Here is a 20,591-nt window from a genome sequence, read left to right on the forward strand (position 1 = left end):
GATAAGAAATATCTTGCATAATGCTGTTCTAGTCCGTATCTCTCACGAAAGTATAAATCACCTTAATAAAGCGTGCCAGCGGGCAAAGCCTTCTCACTGTATCAATACGATAGGGTGGCCTGTTGGTTGATGTTCCAAACTGAAGGAATTCCACGTCCATGCTGCGATCCCTCGATATCGCTTCCACAGGTATGCAAGCCCAGTCGACAAATGTTGACACGATTTCGCACAATATCGCGAATATGACGACGACAGGGTATAAAAGGCGTCGTGCTGAATTCCAGGACTTGATGTATCAAGATTTGCGGCGTGTTGGTACGATGAGTTCCGATACAGGCTATCGTGTGCCAGCTGGGGCGCAGGTTGGATTGGGTGTTCGCACAGCAGCGATCTATCGCATTAATGAGCAGGGGTCATTGCGCCAGACAGGAAATGCGCTGGATCTAGCGGTCGAAGGGCGGGGGTATTTCCGTATTCTTCTGCCATCAGGGCAATATGCCTATACGCGCGATGGGACTTTTTCTCTGTCCCAAGATGGGACGATCGTCACGGCGGATGGGTATCCCGTAACGCCGAACATTTCGGTTCCCAATAATGCGGAAAATATTACAGTCGATCAGACTGGACAGGTGCAATACACGCTGTCCGGTCAGGCGAATGCGCAGGTTGCGGGCCAGCTACAGCTGACAAACTTCCAGAACGAAAACGGGTTGGCCGCCATGGGGCAAAACTTGTTCACTGAAACAACGTCGTCTGGTGATCCGATTAACGGAAATCCAACGAGTACGGGGTTTGGTGATATTCGCCAAGGTTTTGTAGAGGAATCGGCTGTGAATGCTGTCAATGAGATTACGAATCTGATTACAGCGCAGCGAGCTTATGAGATGAACAGTAAGGCCATTACCGCGTCAGATGAAATGCTACAGACACTGACGAACTTGAAGTAAAGAGATAAGAGAGTTGATGCCTTACCGAGGGGTTACATACGCTTTTATAGCGTTCGGCATGTGGGTGTTGTCCTGCTTTTGTGCAGATATTGCACAGGCTGCTACTGTGCGCCCTTCGGTAAAAATATCGGGTGATGTGGTTTCTTTGTCAGACCTTTTTGATGGGCTTGAGCCAGGGCAAGATCGTGTTCTAGGGCCAGCGCCAGCACCCGGTAAGACCATTCAGATCGGAGGCTATCAGCTCATCGCGATTGCTGACCAATATGGCGTTGAGTGGGAAGATCAGTCGTCCTCCGTCAATGTTCTCGTGACACGGGCAGGGCGCGTGCTAGGGCGTGATTATTTTGCCCATTTGGTGAAGCGCAGTATTGCCCTCAATGAGAATGCGGGTGGATTTGTGGTGAACATTTCCAACTTCCACTCTGTCACGGTTGCGTTTGATGACAAAGACCCCGTAACGCTTTCAGAAATTAGTTGGGATAAGCGTTCTGGTCGTTTTACGACGACCGCCTATCTTTCTCACCCGACGGGAGATCCGTTGGTTGATTCTTTTCCTGTGCGTGGAACCATTCGAATAACGCAATCGGTCGTTGTGTATAATGATTCTCTGCCAGCGGGTCATATTATGCAAGATAGTGATATGCACCTAGACCCGTCTTATTCAGGGGAACTCCCGGCGTCTCCACAAGCTTTGCCGGATCCGAATACGATTGTAGGGATGGCCCTTTCTCATGCAGTCGCGGCTGGCCAAGCTGTGAAAACAATGGATTTACGTCGTGCCATTTTGGTGCATCAAGGTGACCCCGTCTTAATTACGTACACAGTGCCGGGCATCCGTTTAACCGCTACGGGGCGTGCTTTAGAAGAAGGGGGAAGTGGGCAATATGTCCATGCGCTGAATCTTGGAAGTCGGATGGTGGTTTCTGGTAAAGTGAATGCGGCTGGAGAGGTTAATGTGGATGCAACGTCAACAGCGTTGCCTGCAAACTCGCCAGAAGTGAAGCGTTTTGGTATGGCAATTATGACGACCAATGGCGGCAGAAGAGAATGAACGTATCTTTCAAAGCGGTGCGATGGATGTCGCTCTTTACGCTGGTCAGTGTAGGGGGGTGCATGGGGGCTGGTTCATTGAGTGAGATGGGCCATCCACCCCGTATGACTAAAACGGCAGACCCAACGCTTGCGCCAGACTATCGCCCTATTACAATGCCAATGCCGCCTCTTCAGGCTCCACCGACAGAAGCAGGCAGCTTGTGGCGTCCGGGGAGCCGAGCCTTCTTTAAAGACCAACGCGCCGCTCAGGCTGGAGACCTTCTCACTGTGAAGGTAGAAGTGGCTGACAACGCGAATGTGACGAACAACCTAACAGCCTCTGGAAGCGGGTCTGAAGATTTTGGCGTGCCGAGCTTTTTTGGCTTCAAAGGCAAGTTTATGTCGCATATCACCCAAGCCGATGCGCTCAACACGAGCAGCTCTAATGCTGTGAATGGCGCTGGGACGATCCGTCGTGTTGACACAGTCACCATGACGCTTGCTGGTGTGATTACGCAGGTTCTGCCAAACGGTAATTTTGTGATCGTTGCGCGGCAAGAGGTGCGTGTGAATGGCGAACTACGGCAGCTTGTTCTGAGCGGTGTTGTCCGGCCACAGGATATTTCTGAGGATAATGTTGTCACGCATGATCGCATTGCAGAAGCACGTATTTCCTATGGCGGTCGTGGCCAATTAATGCAGCGCCAGCAACCACGTTTGGGGCAGCAGATAATGGATAATGTGTTGCCATTCTGATGACGGATGGTGGTGCAAGAGGTCGATTCTGTTTTACAATGGTTTTTAAGCGTTCATCGTGGCATTGAGCGAGGGTATCCATTTAGGATATATGCCTGTGAAGAGTGTTAAATAGTGGCCAGGCCGTTGGGTGTTGTGTGCGCGGCCTTTTGAAGGATTGGAAGCTTTGATGAGTGACGATAAAAATGCCGAAGGGTTTATTCCACAGGGTCTGGTTGCTGGCGATTTACATGGGACAGCCGCTGGTTCTCTAACGATTGCCGGTGTTGTTGAACGCTCTGATATTAAAACCGAGCAGCTCGTCGTGGCGGAAACAGGACGCATGACGGATGGTGTGGCTGAGGCTGAGACCATTATCATTGAAGGTCAGGCTTCTCAGATGACCTTCCGGGCTGGTCGTCTGTCTGCAGGTGCAAGCGCGCGCATTTCAGACTGCATGATTGAAATGAGCAATCCGACAGGTTGTGCGATTGACGAAAATGCGCATTTTGAAGGTGATGTGAAGATCGCTGTTGTGCGGTCTCAGGGTGCTTCTCGTTCTACTCCTAGTGCCAGTGCTCCTTCTGAGAAGAAAGAGCGTGAGGAGCAGGATTCTTCATCCTCTTCTAAGTCATTCTCTTCAGGTGGCTCTTCTGAGCATGAAAAAACATCTCACGATAATGGCTCTTCGGGCAGCACGCATGGCTCTGGTGGAACGTCCTATGGCAGTGCGTCCCATGAGGCGAGTGCTAAGGGAGGGTATGACATTGATGATGCAGCCGAGGTTGAGATCCCGTTAGGTGACTAAGGCCTCTTTTGAGGGTTGTGCTCATTGATGATCTAGCAAAGCAAGCGCAAGAGGTGAGAGTAGCGTGATAACAAACAAGGCCTTCATAAGGCATTACTGCCGCATGAATCGCCGGTTGGGCGTCATGATGACCTGTATGATAGGCGCTACTCTCTGCTTTGGTCACCATGCTTGGGCTGACTCTGGGCAAGAGGCTGATAGAGCGAAGGCCGAGCTTGCGTCTCCTGTAAAGCCCGCGTCGGAGGTTCCGAAGCCTGATGGGCAGCAAACGCATCAAGATGATGGTGACGCTGGGTCTTTTCAGGATATAGAAGACCAGAAGCGAATTTTGGATGCAGCCCGGAAGGCACTCGCACTTCATGCACGGACTGTGCATGAGTCGATGTCACTCTCGTCAAATGATCTGGATAATAAACAGCTTTTAGACCGAAATGCGACGCAGCGTTTAGTGGGCATTTACGAGAATATGCGTCCACGTGATGCGGCGGCGGTTTTTAACGTGATGGATCCTCACGTTCTTGTGGCGATTTCCGCTGCGATGAATACGCGTAAGCTTTCAGCGATTATGGCACAGATGTCACGTGATCGTGTTAATATGGTTTCGCAGTATTTGGTGGGAGTGCGTCGTTTCCACCAGAAGGGTGCAGGTGTTGTGGAGGAAAATGGGCCCGGAGGAGTGCTGATCACTCTCCCGCCGGGGGCTTCTTATAGCGCGCAGCAGAAGTCTTCGTCTGGAAGCACCCCTTTCCTGCCGTCGCGGCAATAGGATGAGCAATATGAGGCAATCTGTGATGGTGTTGCGCATGGTAAGGCTTGGGGCTGTATTGATTGGGGGAGGGATGCTGCTATCCGCATGTGCTCCCGATTATATTGCGCGGAAGCTATCGGGGCGTGAATGCAGTGCTGGCTATTTGGCGGAGGGTGATGATTGGTGCGCTCCTGTCGAAAGGACGACACCGCCACAGCCTTATTGTACCAAAAGCTGGAATGGCGTGGATTGCTGGGCGCGACCAGATTTAACACCGAATATGGCTGCAGAGACGTACGAGGGCCCAAGAGGACTAACGCAGGATCAAAATGCGAATAGATTGGATGCCCCTAGAGGCAAGGTTCCCCCAACAAGCCAATATCTACCACCTTGAGGCTTTAAGAAAGTATGGTTTTAGTATAAACCCATCCGCCGCACTGGCGTTTGTTTAATGAGAAGTGACTTTTTTTCTCACCATCACTGTTTCTATGTTATGAGGAACTGAACATAAGTCGCTGTGTTGTGTGAGTGAGTGCCATCGCAACGGTCGAACGATGCGATTATTGGTGGCGTTTCTGTAATTGAGATTGAGTGGATAGACAGCCTCTGTATGCAGAAGATTTTAGCAGGCCTTAAAGGTCTTGGACGCACAAGACTTATTGCATTGGGCGTGGTTGCTGCGCTTCTTCTGGGTGCTCTTGGCGTACTGGTCTTTCGTGGTGGATTTGAGCAGAAGGCGCTGCTTTATGGTGACCTAGAGCTTAATGAAGCGGCTCAGATGGTCGATGACCTTAATAAAGCGCATATTTCGACCAGCATGGGCCCTGATGGTCGTAGTATCTACGTGCCTAAAGATACTGTGGCAAATGCCCGCTTGTTGCTTGCTAAATCGGGTTTGCCGAGTGGTGGGGCTGTTGGGTATGAGCTGTTTGACAAAAGTGGGACACTCACGAGCACGCAATTTGAGCAAGGGATCGATGAAACGCGTGCGATGGAAGGAGAGCTAGAGCGCTCTATCCGTCTCGTTCATGGGGTGCGTAATGTTCGTGTGCATCTGGTTCTGCCTCATCGTGACCTGTTTTCTACACAAACGAATCCGTCTCAGGCGAGTGTGATCTTAGATGTCGGGCGTGTTGGGATTGTGTCTCCCGATGCGATTATGGCGATTCAGAACTTAGTGGCTGCCGCTGTTCCAGGGCTGCAACCACGGAGCATTTCTATCGTTGATACGCGTGGTGATGTGCTTGCTAAGCCGAGTGACCCGGATAGTTTGGCTGAGCAAGAATCATCGCTTGAAAAACAGCGGCATTCAGAAGAGCAGCGCCTATCGCAAGCTGTAGAAGATCTCTTATCGTCTACTTTGGGAATGGGGCATGTACGCGCGCGTGCCGCTGTGACGATGAATAGCGATGTTGTCCGTGAAACAGAGGAATCGTACGATCCTAATCAGCAAGTGTTGCGGTCACAGACGTCCAATACTGACAAGAGCGTCAATACGGAATCCGGTCAGAACTCTAGCACATCGAATAACTTGCCCAATGCTAATGCAGGGCAAAACAATAAAAGCGGCTCTAGTGATGATCGTGTCGAAGAGACGAATAATTACGAGATTGGTAAAAGAACGCGTATTGTCAACCAAACCCGCCCGCGTGTGTCACGTATTAGCCTAGCGGTGATGGTGGATGGCACATCGACGATGGGTAAAGACGGGAAGCCTGTGTGGCGGCCGCTGGATGATGACCAAATCAAGCGCTTAACGGGTCTTGTGCAGACTGTTGTTGGGTATGACAAAGAGCGTGGAGATGCGGTCAATATCGTGTCAATGCCCTTTAAGCTTGGTTCTGGGGCTGATTTTCCGCAGGATTCTACGTCGTTCTTTAGTAAAGATATGGCCATTTATGTGGCGAAGTGGGTTATCCCGATCCTGCTGATCGTTGGGGCGGCCTTTATGCTGCTGCGTCCAATTTTGCGGCGTGGCAAAGAAGGGAACGAAGGGGAAAGCTCTTCTTCTGCAGGGGATATGGCTGCACGTGCCGGGGCTGCTGTGGCATCCATGACTGGGGTTGGTGGGCCTGAGAAAGTCTCTGTTGATGGCGTTGAGGGTGAGATGCGCCGTGAGGCACTCAACAAAGTCGCCCAGAAGGTTGAAGAAAATCCCGAAGAAACAATCATGATTGTGAGGAACTGGCTTGCACAACCGGATCCGACCTCTAAGAAAATGTCTGCGAGTTAAGAAGGGAGGAGATGATGGCTGAAAATATTGAAGGAGCCGTGCCTCCGTCTGATCCAGTCCCGGTACCTCCAGCTGTTGCTGCGGAGGAGGTTAAGGCGGCAGATTCGTTAACGGGGAAGCAAAAAGCCGCTATTTTAATGCTGGCGATTGGTCAGGAACGCTCATCGGCTATTTTGAAAGCGCTTCAGGAAGATGAAGTGCGTGATATTTCGATGGCGATGTCTTCTTTGGGTATGGTGAAGGCCGAAACGGTTGAAGCCGTATGCCATGAGTTCTCACGCAGCTCTAATGTGTCTGATGGTCTGGTAGGAGGACTTGAGACAACCGAAGAATATCTACGGCGCGCTCTGCCAGCTGAGGAAGTAGAGAAGATCATGGAGGACATCCGTGGTCCTTCAGGGCGCAATGTGTGGACGAAAATGGGCAATATGCCCGAAACGGCTTTGGCGAATTATCTCCGTGGAGAGCAGCCGCAGACAGTGGCCGTTATTCTCAGCTATATTGCCCCATCCCATGTGGCACGTGTTTTAACGCTTTTCCCTGAAGATTTCGCGACGGATATTATTGTCCGTATGCTGCATATGACACCTGTTAGTCGTGATGTCCTAGAAAGTCTGGAAACGACATTGAGGCGAGAGCTCATTAGCGCTTTTGGGCGCTCGACAAAGCGGGACAGCTACGCTTTTGTGGCGGAAGTGTATAATAACTTTGACCGCAAAACAGAGGCAAGCCTTACAGAGCGTCTCGGTGAGCGTAGCGTTGATGATATGGAGAAGGTGAACAAGCTGAAATTCACCTTTGATGATATCAAGCGCCTCACACCGGATGATATGATGACGGTTGTGGCGGCCATTAATCGTGACGGTGAAGCGAAGTCCAAGATGCCGTTGGCGCTTAAAGGGGCTAACCCGAATATTCGGAAGCTCTTTTTTGACTGCATGTCTAAGCGCTCGTCTGGTATCCTTGCTGATGAAATTTCGGGCTTGGGAGCTGTGCGTATGCGTGATGCCGAAGCGGCCCAGATGTCTCTCATTTCCTTTATTAAAGACTTGGCAAATGATGGAGAAATTGACCTATCGCCGAGCTCTGGTGATGATGAAATTATTGAATAAAGCGTGTGCTCTGCATGCGCTTCGATTAGGATATGATGGGGCATGACATCATTTGCAGACCGTCTTGAAGACTTCGGCTCACAGCTTACTCAGGAAGAAAATGCTTCTGCTGAAGAGGAGCAGATTGATGCCCCTGAGGAAGAGCCTGAGATTGATCATTCTGTACGCTTGCAGCCGGAGGAGATTGAGGCGCTAAAAGCGGAGGCTTACAGGGCAGGTCAACAAGCGGGCGAAGAAAAAGCTCAAGCTGAATTTTCGGAAAAGATGGCCCAATCAGTCGCTCAAATATTGACGGTTGTGCAAGAAGAAGGAGAACATCGTTCAGAGCTTTTGCACCACATGGCGGATTATTTCACGGAAGCTCTTTATGCTGTTGTTAAAGAGCTCGTTTCCGGTGACTTGAAGCGTGATGTCATACGGCGTGATATGGTGAAGGATATCGAGGCTTTTGCACGGGAATGTGAGGGCGATGTCACACTTGCTTGTTCTAAAGAAGATGCCGCCTCCCTTAAAACAGTCTTGAAAGATGTGCGGGGGGTGTCTATGGCGATTAATCCAGAGTTACCAACGGGGCGGGCGACGCTTTCCGCAAAAGATGCACAGATCATGGTGGATAAAAATGACTGGGTGAATGCTGTACGTGACAGAATTCTCTCATCTGTCAGGACGATTATCCAAACGAGCCAACAAAACTCACGTACGAGGACTTAAAGAATGCCAGAGACAGAAAAGCCGTCAGGCGTTGACCTTTCGGATTTTACGTCAGAAGCGGAAGATACCGCTGCTCAAAAGCCTGCTTCTCCTGTAACGGATGGACAAACCAAAGAGGTTGATCGGGAAGCGATTTTTGACGTTCCCGTTAAGATTACGGCCGTTGTGGGTGACGTGAAGATGCCTGTGCGTGATTTGGTACGTTTAGGGCGTGGTGCTGTCGTATCGTTGAATAAGAAGCTCGGGTCAGCCATTGATATTTACGCGAATGATCGTTTAATCGCACGTGGTGAAATCACGATTATTGAAGATGAAAATATTGCCGTTACGATGACGGAAATTATGGCCTCTTCTGCGAATCCTTGATGGTCAGTCCGGCGGGAGAGATGGCAACAGATGGACAAGAGGGCTCACTAGGCTTTTTAAAAGCCGTGATGGGACTGCATATGAACGCATTGGCTGCCTTAGTATTGGTGGTTTGTTTGCTTGTCATATGTCTGGTGGTTGCTGAGCGTCTTAAAAGAGCAATGCCACGATGGCTTCAGAAAAAGCCCGAAACACCTCGCTCTCTCGCTGTTTTGGATGTTGTGGCGCTTGACCCAAAACGTCGTCTCACATCCGTGGTTGTGCACGCACCAAGTGGGAAGAAGGCTTTAGCTGTTATACTGACAGGTGGGCCATCAGATGTATGTATTGGATGGTTAGACCATGAAGACGAACACGCGCCTTCATGTGAACAAGGTGATGACGATGGGCCAGAGCACGTGCCGGAGAAGGATAGTTCACATGCTTAACATGGTGCGCCCCGTGCGGACGCGGTCTATCCTATGGGGTGGGGCTTTGCTCGCTGTGGCTGTGTTGGCGTGCTGTATAGCGGTGGATCCAGCAATGGCTCAATCCGTCACGTTTGATATGGGCAAAGGCGGTGGCATTGGGGAGGCTGGCACGACCAGTCGCCTCGTGCAGATGGTGGCCTTAATTACGCTGCTGTCGCTTGCCCCGAGCCTGATGGTCATGGTGACGGCTTTTACGCGTATTATCATCTCATTTTCTCTGTTGCGCAGCGCGATTGGAGCGCAAGGCACGCCGCCTAATACGGTGTTGATTGCCCTTTCACTCATTCTGACTTTTTTCGTGATGCAGCCAACGTTGGAGCAATCATGGGACAAGGGGATTGTGCCGTTGATGGATGGGCAGGTGGAGGAGCTTGCAGGGTTGCAAGCGTCTGCTGAACCTTTCCGTACCTTTATGCTTAAAAATGTGCGGCCGAATGATTTGGGAACGTTTTATCATTTGGCGAATGTGAAGCCCGTGGCCACACCGTCAGAAACGCCGTGGCGTGTGTTGGTTCCTGCCTTTATGGTGGGGGAGTTAAGCCGTGGTTTTGAGATCGGCTTTCTCGTGTATCTTCCTTTCCTTGTGATCGACTTGGTCACCGCAAGTGTGTTGATGAGCTTGGGAATGATGATGTTGCCACCAGCAACTATTTCTCTGCCTTTTAAGCTTATTTTCTTCGTGTTGGTTGATGGGTTCCAGATGATGTCTGGTGGGCTAGTACGAAGTTTTGGCGGGGGGTAGCTGCTGCTCTCCCTGTCTCACCGTTTAGGTGGGCAGAATAAGAAGCCTTTTGGCCAAAATTTGCGGTGTGAGATGGGTAAAGCCCGCCGTGATACTGGACGAAAAACTTCCATAAGTGAGGGTAAGGCCACAGGCGGCAGCCGTTACGATGCCGCCAATACGTCCCGATTGTTCAAGACGGCTGGCAATGAGGGTGCGCGCTCCTTTTTTGTAGAAAGCGTCAGCAATATCGGCTGTTTCTTCTGGATCCATACCAGCTGGAATGACGAGAGAAAGGGTGGCGCCTGTGCGTTCCACAATTTCTTGCATCTCTGCCATGCCACTGCGGGAATAGATACAAACTCCCGGTAGATCCACTAAGGTCATACGATCTTGACGGTCAAGGCCGGTTGGGACGATCCCATGATACGCTTTGACAAGCTCGACATCATACCCTGTTAGAACCGAGGCGAGTTTGGCGTAGCTTCCCGGGTTGTGGTCGCATGCGAGGACGAGCGGTTTCTTGAGGCGCCCCTCTGATTTTTGGGCTTTAAGAGCGTAACGAGCGGCGAGTTTGGCTAAGGTAAGGCTCTTGCCAGACCCAGGCGCCCCACCAAGAGCGATGATGCGACCGGGCGTCATAGGAAGGCGCTCAAAAGCGATGGCTTTGCAAAGCCCTTCTTCTAGAGTGCCGCCCGACATCGCTGCAACAAGGGGACGTGGGATTGAATGCCACAGAAGGATATCTTCCACACTCAAACTGGGGAGAGGCAGAGATGCACCGGGCGATGAGGGCATGGTCGTATCCTGTTGCATTAGCGTCTGACGGTGCGTGGTAACGGTGTGGTTTAACCGTCTCGCTCTGTCAATCATAACGTATCGTCCGCTCTCAAGAGAAGATGGGCGTTTAAGAAAGAAGGGAGGAGAACATCATAAGGAGGTATGACGTTAAGAACGCGAGGGATGTTACGTCACTGTAGCAACGGTTCGAATACGCGTGCGGGGGTAAATTTCTGCTTGTGCCATCACGGCCATAGACGGACGAATACGGTCAATGATCATCCTCACAGAATCACGCGTGCCTGATGTGGTGACAATAACTGGAGTTTCACCAATATTCGCCGTTTGATCGAAGGCACGACGGAGAGATTTTACAAACTCATCCAGCATATTAGGTGGCATAGCAAGCGTTTGATCGTCCCCTTGGCCAACAATATTATTGAGCAGCTTGGTTTCCCATTCTGGCGAGAGTGTAATCATGGAAATACACCCTGACGGCCCGACATAATTACTGCAAATTTGCCGAGAAAGACGGACGCGCACATGGGCGGTCAGAGCCTTGATTCCCTTGGAAATTAGGGCACTTCCTTCCTGAATGCTCTCCAGAATGGTGGGGAGATCGCGAATGGAAATCCGCTCTTGTAGCAAAGATTGCAACACGCGCTGTATGGTGCTGAGTGATGCCTGCGAGGGGATCAGGTCGCTCACAAGGCGTTGTTGATCGTTCGGGAGATCATCCAAAAGTTGCTGCGTGGCGGCGTAGGTGAGGAGTTCACCGAGATTTTGATTAATAGATTCCGTTAAATGAGTGATGATGACCGTGGTGGGATCAACCACCGTATAGCCTTCATTCGTTGCTTGAATTTTTAACGTCGGTTCCGTCCAAATAGCGGGCAGACCAAAGGAAGGTTCCGTGGTGACTTCGCCCGGAAGCGCGTTATGAGGGTCGATCCCCGATGGGCAAATAGCGAGAAGACGGTTAGGGCGCACTTCGCCGGAAGCAATTTCAATTTCCTTGAGTTTGATAACATATTTGTCTGTTGGAAGCTGAATATTGTCCTGAATACGCACTGATGGTGTGATGAAGCCCATTTCAGAAGCCATTTTGCGCCGAAGTGCTCGGATTTGCTCTGTAATTTGCGCATGTTCCCCACTGGCAAGGGGTAATAACCCGTAACCGATTTCCAGACGGAGAAGATCAACATGCAGCAAGTCGGAAATGGGCTGAGCTGAAGGAGCAGGCTCAATTTGCGTTGCATCTTCTGCAGTTTCGTCTTGCAGAGGTTGCTTGTAACGCCACCAAGCGCCTCCTCCAGCAACGGCTGCAATGAGCAAAAACGGGAAAGCGGGCAGACCCGGCATAAAGGCAAAGCCTGCAGAAAGAATAGATGAAATGGCTAGTGGTTTGGCGCTCCCGCCAAGCTGGCGAAACAAGGTAACGTCCGCTGATCCATCTGTGCCGCCCTTCGTGACGACGATACCAGCCGCTAAGGACACCAAAAGAGCCGGAATTTGGGAAACGAGCCCATCACCAATCGTAAGGGTGGTAAAGGTTTGCGCCGCTTCAGAAATCGGCATGTCATGGCGTAACACGCCAATCGTTAGCCCCCCAAGGATATTGATGACGGTGATGATAATGCCTGCAATGGCATCATTACGCACAAACTTAGCTGCACCATCCATGGAGCCGTAGAAAGAGCTTTCTGCTTCAAGCTCCTTACGTTTGGCACGGGCCATTTTCTCGTTCATGGCACCGGAGGCGATGTCAGCATCAATAGCCATCTGCTTCCCGGGCATGGAATCCAAGAAGAAGCGTGCCGATACTTCTGCAATACGGCCTGACCCTTTGGTGATCACCATAAAATTGACGACCATCAAAATGGAGAAAACAATACCTCCAATGACGATGTCATTGCCCATAAGGAAGCCACCAAAGGAGGCAACGACATGCCCTGCTGCATAGGCGCCTTCATTCCCATGACTGAGGATAAGTCGTGTTGTGGCGACCTCCAGAGACAACCTGAACATGGTCGTCAGAAGTAGCAGGGTAGGGAATGAGGTGAAGTCGAGTGGTGTTTCTAAGAAAAGAGCCACCATCAAAATGAGAACAGATGATGTGATAGACAGAGAGAGTCCAATGTCCAAAACAAATGTTGGAAGTGGGACAATCAGAATGGAAATAAGGAGGATAACGCCAAGAGCGAGGAGGATATCCGTCCCCGGCAAGGTTGACCGTACAGCAGTAAGCCCTTTCCCGCCCGGCTGGAAAAAAGCTTTGGGGTTAGAAAAAACATGTACGGCTTGATTAAGGCGTGCCCTGATAGTGGCAACGAGAGAAGCACCAGCTCCGGCCGAAGAGGTTTTTTGGTCTGTCGGTCTGCTGGATGTCGCCAAGAGAGTCCCCTCAATAAAGCTATGATACGCGTATTGAGCGCGTTTAGCCTAGATTATCTGTTATCTGTGATAGGTTTTTTAAAATACGCATGGGAGAGAGGGCAATCAAGCGTTAAAACCCACAGCATGTCTTCTTTAGAGCTCTGAGTTGAAACATCTTGAGGAGCTGTGGCAGAAATATCAGACAAGTGTGCTTGTTCATTGATCAGAAGGGGTGTGTCGGTTGGACATTGATGTATTGAAAAAGGCTCTGTGGAATGATCTCACCCCAGAAAATCTGACAGAAGCGGGTAACTTTTTATACTCTCATGACAGAGAGGCGGATGCACTGGATATTATCCGGCAGGTGAGCTGCGAAACGACGGATGTTATTCTGTTGTTGGCTGCCTATGGCGTTTTGGTGCAACATACCGCTCATCATCATCTCATGATGACGATCTTGCGTAAGGCGCTTCTCGTTCTGCCAGAGGTCAATGACGAGCATTTAACGTCCGTTCGTTACGATATTATGCTACATTTGGCAGACCAGCTCATGGCGCTGGGTCATTATGATGAAAGCATGGGTCTTTATGCGGACGTTTTGAAAGCCTCACCTAAGCAAAATCGCCTTGCTGTTGGGGAGCATCTCTCTGCCTGCTTACTAGAGGCTGGTCGCACCGAAGAGGCCAAGACGGTTTTAGAGAGCTGGTTGGCGGAGGGCCCTGTGTCTGTCCCGCTTTATAATAACATGGGGTGTGCTCTTGAGCGGCTTAATCGCTCGGAAGAAGCGATCGCTTATTACCGTAAGGGTGTTGATCTTGCGCCATCGCATGAGCTCATCTCGTTTGGTTTTGGGATTTGTTTGCTGAAAGCTGGCCATTTTGAGGAAGGATTCCAACGTTACGCGCTCCGTAGCCCGTTTGTGATCAATCCTTCTTGTTGGTATGTGAAAGACCTCTACCGTTTGGCCCCGGATGTGGCGTTGGAAGGGAAGCACATCCTCTTTTATCAAGAGCAAGGCTTAGGTGATACGATCCAGTTCATTCGCTTCCTCCCACAGATCTTAGCGCGAGGTGCGCGCGTTACGCTTGCGGTTCCTCTTCAGCTGCTAAGGTTGCTCAGGCAGAGCTTCCCCGAGGTGGACGTTCGATTAAGTAATGAGGTAGAGGCAGAACCGCAAACACAGAGCCAGTATCATTATGGCTGCCCGATTGCTGATCTCCCCTATATCTGTGGGATGAAGGCGGAAGCGGATATTCCTCCCTTCGCACCGTATATGACCGTGCCAGAGCAGGACGCAGCCCTTTTTGCGCGACATGTGTCGGAGCGTTTGGAAAAAGAGGGCAGACCGACAAATGGGAAGCGGCGTTTAAGAGTGGGGCTTGTGTGGGCTGGAGGAAAGCGTTTCCTCGCACGTGATGTCGCGTCTGATCGTCGTCGTTCAACGAACCTTCAGGAGATGATGGGCGCTCTGGCCCCTGCGGAGGTAGACTTCTTTTCTCTGCAATATGGGGACCCTCGACAAGAGCTTACGGAGGGAACGCCGCAGCCTGTGTATGACCTGATGGATCAAGTTACTGATATGGCTGATTGTGCGGCATTGATGAAAACACTTGATCTCGTGATTTCGGTTGATACAGCGCCATTACATCTCGCTGGTGCGTTAGGTATCCCGGTATGGTTGGCTAATCGGTGGGATTCCTGCTGGCGCTGGGGCGATGAGGGGACACAGTCTGCATGGTATCCGACCCTACGTATCTTTCGGGCTCATGAAAGTTCTTTTGTGCCGGTTCTTAATGAGATTGGTGAGGCACTACGGTCTCTCGTTGCGTCTTCGTCCTGATCTGGGTGTGAGGCGGGCTTGTGTGTGACGATGAAAAGCCCGCCCATCTCATGATTTAGTAGGAAGAAGGATAAGGCATTGTATTAACGATTCGCACGGGGTTCCTGCGATATGAGGCCAGATTACGACTTTGTTGAGAGCCCGCCATGCGCGGATGGCTCGGGGGTTCTGAAAAATGTTGGAACCCCTTGAACGGATGAAAATCACGCTGTGGCCTATCAGGCGTTGATGAAGGAGCCGCCGGCGTTCTGACCTCTTGAAGGGGCGCTAAAGGATGTGTGGATGGCGCCTTGTTCCGGAAAAAAGACGTGGCATGGAGTGGGATCGTCTTGAGCGGCGTTAAAGGACGCCCGTCTTGAGGAACGGCCCATTCAGCGAGAACATGGTCAAGATAAGGAGCGCCAATTGAAGGGGTTTGGGAGTGATAGGCTGCTGCGGCACGAGGCCAACTTCCCGTTTTGTCGTGCATTTGCTTGAGGAAACGTCCCGCATAAAGGGCGTTCGTATAGGGGTCAAACGCGGCGTCAAGGGATGAAAACGCGTTTGGGTGGTGCATGATATTGACTTGGAGGCACCCTACATCAATGGATTGAATCCCGTCTTGCTGAAACTTTTTGACGGCTTCAACCGCTTCTTGAAGGGAATGATACTGATAGCCGACGCCACCAGCATTGACGCTCCACGGCCAAGCGAGGAGGCGCCCGTCAGCTTGGGGGCGGCCTGTCTCAACACGGCTGATAGCGGAGAGAAATCCATCAGGGAGTTGCAAGGCACGTTCGACTTGAGCTGTCGCGGCCATGCAGGGCGCTGATGCTGTTGCGTAGGCGTGCACACCCGAGAGGAGCCCCACGCATAGAAAAGCGCAGGCACCAACAAGGCGCGACATTGTACGTGCCAAAGCGGAAACCAAAAGCTGACTGTGCATAGGGGTTTCTATACGCTTTTTCCTCATGGTCTGACAATAATTTTCAAACGTCTTTCGTATCGCGATTGTGTTGTTATTCGTATTACTCTGTTTTCTTTAATAAGAATATTTTTTGGATGAAAGAGCGCTAGCAAAGCAAAAAGCATGACCGAGGAAGCTGATCCATTTGCATGAAAAAGATGTTTTTTTATGTTTTTTTTGCTAAAGCACAGGGCGGCGGACAGGAGAAGGCATTTTATGCAGGTTGCACAACACCAAGATCAGACTCTTTACAAGACAAAGAAGCACGCAGGCCGAGGGCTTAGCGTGATTTTTGTATTGGTTGGGTTTGTGTTGAGTGTGATGACATGGCCTTTCCCTGCGCATGCAGAAACGGTGCGTATTAAAGATATTGTCGATTATGAAGGGATTCGTGACAACCAATTGGTCGGATATGGTCTCGTTGCAGGGTTGAACGGGACAGGAGACCGCTTGACGAATACCTTATTCACCCGAGAAACGTTGATTGGTATGCTTAATCGTCTTGGTGTGAATATTCGTGACAAGGCTGTTCAGCTTCAAACACATAATACAGCGGCGGTGATGGTCACGGCAACGTTGCCGCCTTTTGCTCATGGTGGGAATCGGATTGACGTAACGGTTTCTGCGGTTGGTGATGCACAAAGCTTAACAGGTGGGACGCTGATCGTAACACCGTTGCAAGCGGCAGATGGTGAAGTGTACGCGGTGGCGCAGGGGTCTCTCGTAACAAATGCATTTTCCGCACGTGGCCCCGCTGCGGAGGCCGTGCGTAACGTGCCAACGAGCGGCCATATTGCTAACGGCGCTGTTGTGGAACGAGAAGTGCCAGTCGTATTGGGAGCGGGTGGCATTATTCATCTCGCTCTTAAAAATCCGAACTTTACGACAGCGAACCGTATTGCAGATGTGATCAATCGTCGCCTTGGTCGTAGAACGGCGACAGTGGAAGACCCACGCACGGTGACAGTGCGTTTGGCAGGGCGTAATGCGGCGCAGGCTTTGTATGAAATTGGGGATCTCAGAGTGGTTCCCGATAACATGGCCAAAGTCATTGTGGATGAAGCGGCGGGAACGATCGTGATGGGTGATAATGTGCGGATCACGACGGTGGCTGTTGCCCAAGGGAATTTGACCATCCAGATTGCTTCAACCCCTCAAGTTGTGCAGCCGAACCCGTTGGCGGGTGGGCAAACAGCTGTGGTGCAGCAAACGCAGGTGAATGTTGATACGGACAATAAAAATAAGATAGCCATTCTGCCAGAAGGCCCTTCTTTATCGAGCCTTGTTACGGGGATGAATGCTCTGGGCGTTGGGCCTCGTGATATGATTAGTATCCTCCAAGCTATTAAGGCGGACGGGGCGCTCCAGGCGGAGCTTGAAGTGCGCTAAAGGCACGTGCGCTTAAGAGATAAAGCGTGACAGGTGCGGATGCTGAGTGGTAATGTGATGCGCAGATTATCTCGACAAGATAGGGTAGTGTTTTGGTTTCGTTTCCACATCTGACGGCTCCCTTAGCGGCTCAGCATCAAATGCGTGCGACGACGCCTTCTGCCTCCCAAGTGGATAAAAAGATCCAGCAAGGAGCAGAGGGTTTTGAGGCCGTGGCGTTGGGGGAAATGATGCAACCGATGTTTGAAACGGTTGATACCTCTGGCAAACCTTTTGGGGGAGGGTCAGCCGAAAAGCAATTCCGCTCTTTGCAAGTGCTTGAGCTTGGGAAGCAGATCGCTCGGAATGGCGGTGTGGGGATTGCCCACCAAGTCTATCAGACCATGCAGAAGATGCAGAGCCATTCTGGTAACGGCTCACGATAGGATTAAGCGATGAAAATGCCTCGCTTAGGAGATGTGGTTAAGCGTGCAACGCAGCATTTTGCAGCAGAGCATCAGGAGGCCACGTCTCAAACGTCTGTTGTTGCGGATGGGGGAGGAGAAGAGCTCTCCCGTGACGCTCTTGTAGAGGCTTTTTCGCAGGCCATTGCGTTTATGGAGCGTGAAAATGCCCTTCTATCGGATGATGCTATGGCTGAAGCTATGGCATTATTGCCTGAGAAAACAGCCTCAATAAATCGGCTTGGTCAGCTTATTGAGACTGTGAAAGAAAAAGGGCAGCTTCCTGAAGGAGCTGCGGAGCCGTTGCGGGAATTGCAACAGCATTTCGATGATGTCGCGGAGCGTAACCAAGCTTTGTTGCGTCATGCTTTAGAAACGCAAAATATCGTTATGCGCATTTTGGTTGAAAGTGCTCTTGAAGAGAGCCAGCACGGCTATGGCCAGACTGGGCAGGCGGGCCAAGATTCATCTCGGTCAAGTTTTTCTCTCGACAATAAAGTGTAAAGCCACGTTGCACCGGAGAGGGGCAGGGAGGCCTTACACCGTTAAAAAAGGCGCTTCGTTATTTACCACGAAGCTCCAGTAACGTGTTTGGGCTGGTTAGCACCGGGATCAGCGCTGGGGGCCCAAGCTGTCCAGTCCCATGAGGCGGTATTTTGCCGGTTTTCAGTCGCCATCTCAATGGGGGAGAGAATGGTGCGCATGAAACGACGGTTGAGCTTCGGTGTATGGATGAGCCTCTGATACGAGCTTTCATTGCCCATATAGACGCAGGTGCAGCTAATAGGATCGGCAAAGAGGTAAATCTTTCCCCCATCAGGGATAGGCCGAAAGGTAAGTCGTGAAGGGGGGAGTTGGTTAAGCATCGTATAGCGTGCCGTTGTATCGGCTGCATGGGCGATGAACCCCGCGCGAGCGAGCTCTTGCCCATTGTCAAAATAGGTCTCTGCAGGAGATGTGCAGCTCGCGAGTGTGGCAGCGCCTAGGCTACCGATAGCTGCCCAAAAAGACCGGACGCGTGGAGCGTTCATGAAGACGCTCCAGAGGCTAGGTTGAGGCTACGTGCTTGGACGTTATCTGTCAGTACGAGAGGTGGCATGCAGGTATAGGCTTTAAGGTCAGCATAATGTTGGTTCATGAGATGATCCACGCTGCTTGCCTGGAGGACTTTGCCCCCCATGCTCGGATAGGTCACGAGCGGTGAGGTAAAAGGCAGGCACCGTTTAATCAGCTCTACGGCTCCTTTGGGAGAGACTGAGTAGCCACAAATGCCAAAGGTTTGGCGAAGGCGGAAGGGCAGGGTGGCCACGTCCATATGACGGAATGTCTCAATAGCGCGGCGTACTTTTTCTTCTGAAAAACGCGCAACGCAATCTGTAATGCCGGGCAAAAGGTCGTAATGTAGGATGGTGTCGGAGTTATTGCCCCATAAAATGATGTCCCAATCATCTGGAAGGGAGCGGATAACGCGATCGCTTTCTTCCTCAAAATTATGGCAGAGGAAGGCATCATCTTCAAAAATATGAGAGGGATTACCGTATTTAGCCGTAGCGCCCCATAGTGAAACATGGGTCATGCCTGAACCAATAGCGCCTTTGGTGAACTGGCAATGATGATCCACAAAACCTTGCTCGGCAGCTTGGGTGAGGTCTAACGTTGACCCATCAATGCCAGGAGCATGCAGAATGTCGGGTACATGCGCATTCACCCGGCGGAAGCGTTCGAGACGTTCTGGTGTACGCGCTAGGCTAATCACATATTTCTGCATTGGCATTCCCGCACTGACTTTTGCAAGCAACGTTGCAATGTTTTTGTTACTACTTGTAGTGTACTATGTGTCTCTAGCGATGTTCAATGGCTAAGGTTATTCTTCCCATGATGTGTGTCGATGTGGGAGTGCTTTAAACGGTGGCCATGCATCATGATAGTCGGCATGTGTCGTTACGTATTGGAGCAATGATATGAGTCTCAGTGGTCTTTCTCCCGTTGGTCAGTTTATCTATGCTCAGAAAAACGAGCTTTCGTCGGCGCAAACCTATTTCAAAGAGAATAGAACGCTCCAGCGTAACGTTGATACGTTCCAGAAAAACGCACCCAACATCACAACGACCAAACAGCTTATGGGAGACTATGCGTCTAACCAGGTTGTACTTGGGGCGTATAATCTGAGCTCTATGGCAAACCAGACGGCATTGGAGCGTGATCTTTTGTCTCAAGACCCGGCAGATAAGACCTCTGTTGCGGGGAAGTCTGGTAATGCGAGCTGGCTTTCTTTTGCTGATGCGTTTTCTACGCTTGGCAAAGGAAAGGGTACAGCGGATGCAACGCCTTTTACAAATGAGTCGATCGATTTGACGACGAAAGCTTATCAGCTTCAGCAATATGAAACGAGTGATTCTCTGCAGAAGAATGGCGTGGGAGATGCGCTGTATTTCTCGCGCAAGATGCAGGGTGGGAAGATCAAAACTGTCGACCAGCTGATGTCTGATAAAACCTTACTGAAAGTGGCTGAGGTTGTCAGCGGTTACGAGCCAGACCAATTCGGTGCGCTCGACTTCTCTCAGCAGAAGCGTATCATCACGAACAAGGTTGACCTCTCCAAGCTACAGACGCCGGATCAGATCAATCGCTATGCGCAGCGGTATTTGGCGCAACTTCAGATCCATCCTGAATATAATAAACCGGACAAGCCTGCGACGATGATGGATCTGTTTGGTGGCAGCGGGGATGGTGATAGCGTGCTTTCGCTCTTTGGTGATACGTCCGGTAACAGTGATTATGGCTCTCAGCTCGCCAGTCTTTTTTAAACGAGGTCTCCCGTCGAGCCGTTAAAGAATGGTATGGGCCCAAGCACGGGCCTTTTAACGGATCGATTGTAAAGGAAGAGTTCAGGTGCAGACTCCCCCCACGTTCCCTTCTCCTTCGCTGGAAGAG

General features: G+C 50.9%; 22 protein-coding genes. 17 read left to right on the forward strand and 5 right to left on the reverse strand.

Annotated features, from left to right (window positions below; translation table 11 throughout):
- Window positions 1-158 precede the first annotated feature (158 nt).
- The 12 genes from flgG to fliP all read left to right on the forward strand — a co-directional run bounded on the left by flgG (window position 159) and on the right by fliP (window position 9,904).
- Window positions 159-947, forward strand: a complete 789-nt coding sequence (gene flgG, locus GS535_RS05395; RefSeq protein ID WP_018980913.1) for a flagellar basal-body rod protein FlgG — start codon at window positions 159-161, stop codon at window positions 945-947.
- Between the two features lie 16 nt (window positions 948-963).
- A complete protein-coding gene (gene flgA / locus GS535_RS05400; protein WP_160791418.1) occupies window positions 964-1,998 on the forward strand; it encodes a flagellar basal body P-ring formation chaperone FlgA in 1,035 nt (344 codons plus the stop codon).
- Window positions 1,995-2,735: a flagellar basal body L-ring protein FlgH gene (flgH, locus tag GS535_RS05405; protein ID WP_160791131.1), complete on the forward strand. Its 741-nt coding sequence runs from the start codon at window positions 1,995-1,997 to the stop codon at window positions 2,733-2,735. Before flgA ends, flgH begins: the two co-directional genes overlap by 4 nt.
- Before the next feature lie 169 nt (window positions 2,736-2,904).
- On the forward strand, window positions 2,905-3,522 hold the full coding sequence (locus tag GS535_RS05410) for a hypothetical protein (protein WP_160791132.1): 618 nt from the start codon (window positions 2,905-2,907) through the stop codon (window positions 3,520-3,522).
- 103 nt (window positions 3,523-3,625) lie between these two features.
- On the forward strand, window positions 3,626-4,288 hold the full coding sequence (locus tag GS535_RS05415; protein WP_160791133.1) for a MotE family protein: 663 nt from the start codon (window positions 3,626-3,628) through the stop codon (window positions 4,286-4,288).
- A gap of 10 nt (window positions 4,289-4,298) precedes the next feature.
- On the forward strand, window positions 4,299-4,664 hold the full coding sequence (locus GS535_RS05420) for a hypothetical protein (protein ID WP_237442206.1): 366 nt from the start codon (window positions 4,299-4,301) through the stop codon (window positions 4,662-4,664).
- A gap of 138 nt (window positions 4,665-4,802) precedes the next feature.
- Window positions 4,803-6,503 carry a flagellar basal-body MS-ring/collar protein FliF gene (gene fliF / locus GS535_RS05425; protein ID WP_370518122.1) on the forward strand — a complete coding sequence of 567 codons (1,701 nt, stop codon included), beginning with the start codon at window positions 4,803-4,805 and terminating at the stop codon, window positions 6,501-6,503.
- Window positions 6,504-6,514: 11 nt separating this feature from the next.
- A complete protein-coding gene (locus GS535_RS05430; protein ID WP_160791134.1) occupies window positions 6,515-7,615 on the forward strand; it encodes a flagellar motor switch protein FliG in 1,101 nt (366 codons plus the stop codon).
- 42 nt (window positions 7,616-7,657) lie between these two features.
- Window positions 7,658-8,326: a hypothetical protein gene (locus GS535_RS05435; RefSeq protein ID WP_160791135.1), complete on the forward strand. Its 669-nt coding sequence runs from the start codon at window positions 7,658-7,660 to the stop codon at window positions 8,324-8,326.
- 3 nt (window positions 8,327-8,329) lie between these two features.
- The gene (fliN, locus tag GS535_RS05440) at window positions 8,330-8,692 is read left to right on the forward strand and encodes a flagellar motor switch protein FliN (RefSeq protein ID WP_160791136.1); all 363 of its coding nucleotides are present in this window, start codon (window positions 8,330-8,332) and stop codon (window positions 8,690-8,692) included.
- Between the two features lie 80 nt (window positions 8,693-8,772).
- Window positions 8,773-9,120 carry a hypothetical protein gene (locus tag GS535_RS05445; protein WP_160791137.1) on the forward strand — a complete coding sequence of 116 codons (348 nt, stop codon included), beginning with the start codon at window positions 8,773-8,775 and terminating at the stop codon, window positions 9,118-9,120.
- A complete protein-coding gene (gene fliP / locus GS535_RS05450) occupies window positions 9,113-9,904 on the forward strand; it encodes a flagellar type III secretion system pore protein FliP (protein WP_202401513.1) in 792 nt (263 codons plus the stop codon). The genes GS535_RS05445 and fliP overlap by 8 nt, the downstream gene beginning before the upstream one ends.
- Window positions 9,905-9,928: 24 nt before the next feature.
- Here fliP and GS535_RS05455 read toward each other — a convergent pair whose 3' ends face one another.
- Both GS535_RS05455 and flhA read right to left on the reverse strand, forming a co-directional pair.
- On the reverse strand, window positions 9,929-10,681 hold the full coding sequence (locus tag GS535_RS05455; protein WP_160791138.1) for a hypothetical protein: 753 nt from the start codon (window positions 10,679-10,681) through the stop codon (window positions 9,929-9,931).
- 168 nt (window positions 10,682-10,849) lie between these two features.
- Window positions 10,850-13,057, reverse strand: coding sequence for a flagellar biosynthesis protein FlhA (gene flhA, locus GS535_RS05460; RefSeq protein WP_202401514.1), 2,208 nt, complete (start codon window positions 13,055-13,057; stop codon window positions 10,850-10,852).
- Window positions 13,058-13,280: 223 nt separating this feature from the next.
- Between flhA and GS535_RS05465 the strand changes: the two genes are divergently transcribed.
- Window positions 13,281-14,879: a tetratricopeptide repeat protein gene (locus GS535_RS05465; protein ID WP_160791139.1), complete on the forward strand. Its 1,599-nt coding sequence runs from the start codon at window positions 13,281-13,283 to the stop codon at window positions 14,877-14,879.
- Window positions 14,880-14,934: 55 nt separating this feature from the next.
- Here GS535_RS05465 and GS535_RS05470 read toward each other — a convergent pair whose 3' ends face one another.
- Complete coding sequence (locus GS535_RS05470) at window positions 14,935-15,804, reverse strand: transglycosylase SLT domain-containing protein (protein WP_160791140.1); 870 nt, start codon at window positions 15,802-15,804, stop codon at window positions 14,935-14,937.
- A 342-nt stretch (window positions 15,805-16,146) separates the two neighbouring features.
- Here GS535_RS05470 and GS535_RS05475 point away from each other — a divergent pair, with 342 nt between their 5' ends.
- The 3 genes from GS535_RS05475 (at window position 16,147) to GS535_RS05485 (ending at window position 18,161) form a co-directional block, all read left to right on the forward strand.
- Window positions 16,147-17,214: a flagellar basal body P-ring protein FlgI gene (locus GS535_RS05475; protein ID WP_237442221.1), complete on the forward strand. Its 1,068-nt coding sequence runs from the start codon at window positions 16,147-16,149 to the stop codon at window positions 17,212-17,214.
- A 92-nt stretch (window positions 17,215-17,306) separates the two neighbouring features.
- Window positions 17,307-17,639, forward strand: coding sequence for a rod-binding protein (locus GS535_RS05480; RefSeq protein ID WP_237442207.1), 333 nt, complete (start codon window positions 17,307-17,309; stop codon window positions 17,637-17,639).
- Window positions 17,640-17,648: 9 nt separating this feature from the next.
- Window positions 17,649-18,161 (forward strand): hypothetical protein, encoded by a 513-nt coding sequence (locus tag GS535_RS05485; RefSeq protein ID WP_160791141.1) that lies wholly within the window; start codon window positions 17,649-17,651, stop codon window positions 18,159-18,161.
- 62 nt (window positions 18,162-18,223) lie between these two features.
- Here GS535_RS05485 and GS535_RS05490 read toward each other — a convergent pair whose 3' ends face one another.
- Both GS535_RS05490 and GS535_RS05495 read right to left on the reverse strand, forming a co-directional pair.
- Entirely contained in the window at window positions 18,224-18,688 is a 465-nt protein-coding gene (locus GS535_RS05490) for a hypothetical protein (protein ID WP_160791142.1), read from the reverse strand.
- The gene (locus GS535_RS05495) at window positions 18,685-19,425 is read right to left on the reverse strand and encodes a glycosyltransferase family 25 protein (protein ID WP_160791143.1); all 741 of its coding nucleotides are present in this window, start codon (window positions 19,423-19,425) and stop codon (window positions 18,685-18,687) included. Before GS535_RS05495 ends, GS535_RS05490 begins: the two co-directional genes overlap by 4 nt.
- A 193-nt stretch (window positions 19,426-19,618) precedes the next feature.
- On the opposite strand from GS535_RS05495, the gene GS535_RS05500 reads away from it, so the two are divergent.
- Entirely contained in the window at window positions 19,619-20,464 is an 846-nt protein-coding gene (locus GS535_RS05500) for a DUF1217 domain-containing protein (protein ID WP_160791144.1), read from the forward strand.
- Window positions 20,465-20,591: the final 127 nt, after the last annotated feature.

It is taken from the genome of Saccharibacter sp. EH611 (assembly GCF_009834765.1).
GTDB lineage: Bacteria > Pseudomonadota > Alphaproteobacteria > Acetobacterales > Acetobacteraceae > Saccharibacter.

What these genes read in the sequence shown, in the direction of transcription:
- flgG (WP_018980913.1), top strand. Translation starts at nt 159, where the DNA reads ATGCTGCGATCCCTCGATATCGCTTCCACAGGTATGCAAGCCCAGTCG.
- flgA (WP_160791418.1), top strand. Translation starts at nt 964, where the DNA reads ATGCCTTACCGAGGGGTTACATACGCTTTTATAGCGTTCGGCATGTGG.
- flgH (WP_160791131.1), top strand. Translation starts at nt 1,995, where the DNA reads ATGAACGTATCTTTCAAAGCGGTGCGATGGATGTCGCTCTTTACGCTG.
- GS535_RS05410 (WP_160791132.1), top strand. Translation starts at nt 2,905, where the DNA reads ATGAGTGACGATAAAAATGCCGAAGGGTTTATTCCACAGGGTCTGGTT.
- GS535_RS05415 (WP_160791133.1), top strand. Translation starts at nt 3,626, where the DNA reads ATGAATCGCCGGTTGGGCGTCATGATGACCTGTATGATAGGCGCTACT.
- GS535_RS05420 (WP_237442206.1), top strand. Translation starts at nt 4,299, where the DNA reads ATGAGGCAATCTGTGATGGTGTTGCGCATGGTAAGGCTTGGGGCTGTA.
- GS535_RS05430 (WP_160791134.1), top strand. Translation starts at nt 6,515, where the DNA reads ATGATGGCTGAAAATATTGAAGGAGCCGTGCCTCCGTCTGATCCAGTC.
- GS535_RS05435 (WP_160791135.1), top strand. Translation starts at nt 7,658, where the DNA reads ATGACATCATTTGCAGACCGTCTTGAAGACTTCGGCTCACAGCTTACT.
- fliN (WP_160791136.1), top strand. Translation starts at nt 8,330, where the DNA reads ATGCCAGAGACAGAAAAGCCGTCAGGCGTTGACCTTTCGGATTTTACG.
- GS535_RS05445 (WP_160791137.1), top strand. Translation starts at nt 8,773, where the DNA reads ATGAACGCATTGGCTGCCTTAGTATTGGTGGTTTGTTTGCTTGTCATA.
- fliP (WP_202401513.1), top strand. Translation starts at nt 9,113, where the DNA reads ATGCTTAACATGGTGCGCCCCGTGCGGACGCGGTCTATCCTATGGGGT.
- GS535_RS05455 (WP_160791138.1), bottom strand. Translation starts at nt 10,681, where the DNA reads ATGCCCTCATCGCCCGGTGCATCTCTGCCTCTCCCCAGTTTGAGTGTG.
- GS535_RS05470 (WP_160791140.1), bottom strand. Translation starts at nt 15,804, where the DNA reads ATGCACAGTCAGCTTTTGGTTTCCGCTTTGGCACGTACAATGTCGCGC.
- GS535_RS05475 (WP_237442221.1), top strand. Translation starts at nt 16,147, where the DNA reads ATGACATGGCCTTTCCCTGCGCATGCAGAAACGGTGCGTATTAAAGAT.
- GS535_RS05485 (WP_160791141.1), top strand. Translation starts at nt 17,649, where the DNA reads ATGAAAATGCCTCGCTTAGGAGATGTGGTTAAGCGTGCAACGCAGCAT.
- GS535_RS05490 (WP_160791142.1), bottom strand. Translation starts at nt 18,688, where the DNA reads ATGAACGCTCCACGCGTCCGGTCTTTTTGGGCAGCTATCGGTAGCCTA.
- GS535_RS05495 (WP_160791143.1), bottom strand. Translation starts at nt 19,425, where the DNA reads ATGCAGAAATATGTGATTAGCCTAGCGCGTACACCAGAACGTCTCGAA.
- GS535_RS05500 (WP_160791144.1), top strand. Translation starts at nt 19,619, where the DNA reads ATGAGTCTCAGTGGTCTTTCTCCCGTTGGTCAGTTTATCTATGCTCAG.